Here is a 3,698-nt window from a genome sequence, read left to right on the forward strand (position 1 = left end):
CCAGATCAATGGCCAGACGATTACGCTGACCGGCATCAGCAAGGGCGCCGGCATGATCAAGCCGAACATGGCGACCATGTTGGGCTTCATGGCAACCGATGCCAAAGTCGCGCAGCCGGTGCTCGAGCACATGGTCAAGCAGGTGGCGGATCGTTCGTTCAACTGCATCACCATCGATGGCGATACCTCGACCAACGATTCCTTCATCGTGGTTGCAACCGGCACTGCGGCGCTGGAAGTCACGGCGATCGATACGCCGGAATACGAAGCCCTGGCGGCAGCGGTGCTGGATCTGTCGCAGGAACTGGCGCAAATGATAGTGCGCGATGGCGAAGGCGCGACCAAGTTCATCACGGTGACGGTCGAGGATGGCAAGGATGTCGAGGAATGCCGCAAGATCGCATATTCGATCGCGCATTCGCCGCTGGTGAAGACCGCCTTCTTTGCCTCGGACCCGAATCTGGGCCGCATCCTGGCTGCTATCGGTTATGCCGGTGTCGACGATCTCGACGTCACCACACTGAACCTGTACCTGGATGATGTGTGGGTCGCAAAAAATGGCGGTCGCAATCCCGATTATCAGGAAGCGGATGGCCAGCGCGTGATGAAGCAAAGCGAAATCACGGTGCGGGTCCAGCTTGGTCGCGGCGCTGCCGCTGCAACCATCTGGACCTGCGATCTGTCGCATGAGTATGTGACGATCAACGCCGATTACCGTTCCTGAAATGTGCGGTGCTTGCGCCACCAGCCTTGTTAATTGATTTGAATCCGATGACTCAACTAGAACAATTTCTAACGCGCGCCGAAGCCTTGCTGGGCCGTCTTGAAGCGATACTGCCGCTGGTTAACGCTGCGCCGGACTGGAATGCAGGCATCGCCTTTCGCTGGCGCAAATCCAGTGGCAAGGATGCCCGCGGCTACCTGCAGCCGGTCGCACATATTTCGCCGATCGCTCTGGACGATCTGCACAATATAGTCACGCAAAAACAGCAGATAGAACAGAACACCAGGCAATTCGTCGAAGGTTTGCCGGCGAATAACGTATTGCTGACCGGCGCACGCGGCACAGGCAAATCGTCGCTGATCAAGGCTTGTCTGAACCAGTATGCAGCCCAGGGTTTGCGCCTGATTGAAGTGGATAAGGATGATCTGGGTGATCTGTCGGATATCGTGGATCTGGTTGCCGGCCGGCCTGAGCGCTTCATCATATTCTGCGACGATCTGTCGTTTGAAGAAGGCGAGGGCGGCTACAAGGCATTGAAGGTGGCGCTGGATGGCAGTATTTCCGCGCAATCCGATAATGTGCTGATCTATGCGACCTCGAATCGTCGTCATTTGCTGCCGGAACGCATGTCCGATAACGCCAGCTACAAAACAGATGACAATGGTGATCTTCACCCCGGTGAAACGGTAGAAGAAAAAATCTCGCTGTCCGAACGCTTCGGTCTGTGGGTGACCTTCTATCCGTTCCGGCAGGACGACTATCTGGACATCGTTGCGCACTGGCTGGCGCACTTCGGCTGCAATGCGCAGCAAGCCGAGGAAGCCAAGGCAGATGCCTTGCGCTGGGCCCTGCAGCGCGGTTCGCGTTCCGGCCGCGTGGCGTGGCAATTCGCGAAAGACCATGCAGGGAAAATGCCGAAATGAATGCGCGGCCATCTATGCCCATTCAGCTCCATTGATTTCCCCGTATCGTTTCCATCCTCCAGGTCGCCCCGATGTCTGAAAACAATTCCGCACCGATAGATGTCGCAGTCGGTATCCTGATGCAGCCGAATGGCGATGTCTTGCTCGGCCAGCGGCCGGACGGCAAGCCTTATGCCGGTTACTGGGAATTCCCCGGCGGGAAGGTCGAGGCAGGCGAGGCCATCATCGATGCATTGAAGCGCGAATTCCTGGAAGAGCTGGGGGTGGAAGTGGTTTCCGCAGAGCCGTGGTGTTGTGTCGCGCATGTCTATCCGCATGCGCATGTGCATCTGCATTTCTATATCTGTCGCGATTGGCGGGGGGCGCCGCAAAGCCTGGAAAATCAGGCGTTTGCGTGGCAGGGTTGTGTAGGCGTCGAGCCCTTGCTGCCGGCGACGATACCCTTGCTGGAATGGCTGGACCGGTTGCGCTACCCGAACCTGGTACCAACTCAGTAGCTGGCGATGCCGGGCCTCGGGTTGTCGAGCGAGTGGATGTTGCCAGTCAATTGAAGGTGTTTATTGTTGCGGCGGTGGCGGTGCATCTTCGTCCAGATCGTCGAGCGGATTGACGACGGGAATCACATATTTTTCTTCGGCCCACGCACCCAGATCGATTTGCTTGCAACGATTCGAACAAAAGGGCCGGAACTTGCTTGTTTCCGACCATTCGACCTTGGCGCCGCAGGTAGGGCAATCAACTATCGTAACCATAAAATCAATCTAGTCTAAAAGCTGCACAAACTCAGTTCAAACGGCACATCGCCTTCGAACGCCTTCGGCTTCATGTCGCCATCCTGCGATGTGAAGCGTATCCACAGCATGTATTTGTTGGCCGATATTTCCGGGATGGCGCCCAGCGTTTCATCTATGTTCAGGCGCAGCATCTGGTAAGACTTCCCTTGCAACATTTGCTGATAGCTGCCTGCCTGCGCAATCATTTTTACCGGGCGGCCGGACTCGCGCAGCAGGCGCAGCACCATGCCGATCGCGTCGAACAGCGGTGCCAAAGGCGCAAACCATTTTTGTATGTCTGCCAGGCGCTTTTCGGACGAGTCATTTTGCCAGGCGTAATACGAAGGCAAATCGAATTCGCAGGCGCCGCCCGGAATGATAGTGCGGCCGCGTATGCTCATCAGCCATTCATTTTCACGGATATGCTGACCTGCTTTGCCTTGTGAGGCAATGAGTGCGGTACTGATGCGGTCGAGATCGAACAGGATTGCATCCAGCATTTCTGCTTCTACATTGGGATTGGATTTGAAGCCGAGCAGGGTTTGTTTCTGGCGTTCCAGTTCCTGCAGCAGATCTGACTTGAGATCGGCGCGGCCGGCTACTTCCAGCATTTCGAAAATCGTGGACAGGGCGACGTGATGATGTTGCGCATGATCGTGACCGACGAAGAAAGCGAATTTCTCGTACAGGTCTTCCAACCGCAACAACGTGCGAATACGCTCGTTGAAAGGGTATTCGTAGACAATCAAAGTGGCATCCCTTAAAAGTTAAAGCCGGGCGGGTCGAGCTAATTGTGTGATTCTGAACGAAGCGGGGACAAAATACAAATGCAGGGGCAATTTTGTTTGGTGTTCTGCAGCCTCAAGCGTCGATTTCATGCAGTTTCAGCGTAAATGCATGGCAAATAGACTGTGCAATCCGCTCAAGGTTCACTCAGTCTGTGCCAGCGCCACATACAAGTCATGCAGGCGCTGCACCTGCGGAATCAGTGCTGCTGTATCGCCATCGTTGATGATGATGTCATCGGCCGCTGCCAGCCTGACTGTGCGTTGCACCTGCGTTTCGATGATCGCGCGTACTTGCTGTTCGCTCAGCGCATTGCGCTGTATCACGCGCTGTACCTGCATTTCTTCCGGGCAGTCGATTGCCAGCACGCGGCTGACACGCTGTTGCCAAAAGTCGGATTCGAGCAGCAGCGGCACGACGAATAACAGATAGGCGCCTTGAGCCCGCGCTGCAGCACTTTCGGTTGCACTGCGGATCAGCGGGAGGAGTATC

The 3,698-nt window shown here is 55.9% G+C and carries 6 protein-coding genes; 3 read left to right on the forward strand and 3 right to left on the reverse strand.

Annotation, left to right across the window (positions count from 1 at the left end):
• The 3 genes from Q7T06_RS11260 to Q7T06_RS11270 all read left to right on the forward strand — a co-directional run.
• The coding region (locus Q7T06_RS11260) for a bifunctional ornithine acetyltransferase/N-acetylglutamate synthase (protein WP_304784683.1) at nt 1-724 on the forward strand (724 nt) is incomplete at its 5' end.
• 47 nt (nt 725-771) lie between these two features.
• Complete coding sequence (locus tag Q7T06_RS11265) at nt 772-1,647, forward strand: ATP-binding protein (RefSeq protein ID WP_304784685.1); 876 nt, start codon at nt 772-774, stop codon at nt 1,645-1,647.
• A 71-nt stretch (nt 1,648-1,718) separates the two neighbouring features.
• Complete coding sequence (locus tag Q7T06_RS11270; protein WP_304784687.1) at nt 1,719-2,144, forward strand: NUDIX domain-containing protein; 426 nt, start codon at nt 1,719-1,721, stop codon at nt 2,142-2,144.
• Between the two features lie 60 nt (nt 2,145-2,204).
• Here Q7T06_RS11270 and yacG read toward each other — a convergent pair whose 3' ends face one another.
• The 3 genes from yacG to Q7T06_RS11285 form a co-directional block, all read right to left on the reverse strand.
• Complete coding sequence (gene yacG, locus Q7T06_RS11275; RefSeq protein ID WP_304784689.1) at nt 2,205-2,399, reverse strand: DNA gyrase inhibitor YacG; 195 nt, start codon at nt 2,397-2,399, stop codon at nt 2,205-2,207.
• A gap of 14 nt (nt 2,400-2,413) precedes the next feature.
• Nucleotides 2,414-3,169: a cell division protein ZapD gene (zapD, locus tag Q7T06_RS11280; protein ID WP_304784691.1), complete on the reverse strand. Its 756-nt coding sequence runs from the start codon at nt 3,167-3,169 to the stop codon at nt 2,414-2,416.
• A gap of 180 nt (nt 3,170-3,349) precedes the next feature.
• A partial coding sequence (locus Q7T06_RS11285) for a dephospho-CoA kinase (protein ID WP_304784694.1) occupies nt 3,350-3,698 on the reverse strand: 349 nt, incomplete at its 5' end.

The sequence above is a fragment of the Herminiimonas sp. genome (assembly GCF_030645555.1).
Lineage (GTDB): Bacteria > Pseudomonadota > Gammaproteobacteria > Burkholderiales > Burkholderiaceae_D > Oxalicibacterium.

Coding starts and splice junctions, on each gene's coding strand:
- Q7T06_RS11265 (WP_304784685.1), top strand. CDS start 772: ATGACTCAACTAGAACAATTTCTAACGCGCGCCGAAGCCTTGCTGGGC.
- Q7T06_RS11270 (WP_304784687.1), top strand. CDS start 1,719: ATGTCTGAAAACAATTCCGCACCGATAGATGTCGCAGTCGGTATCCTG.
- yacG (WP_304784689.1), bottom strand. CDS start 2,399: ATGGTTACGATAGTTGATTGCCCTACCTGCGGCGCCAAGGTCGAATGG.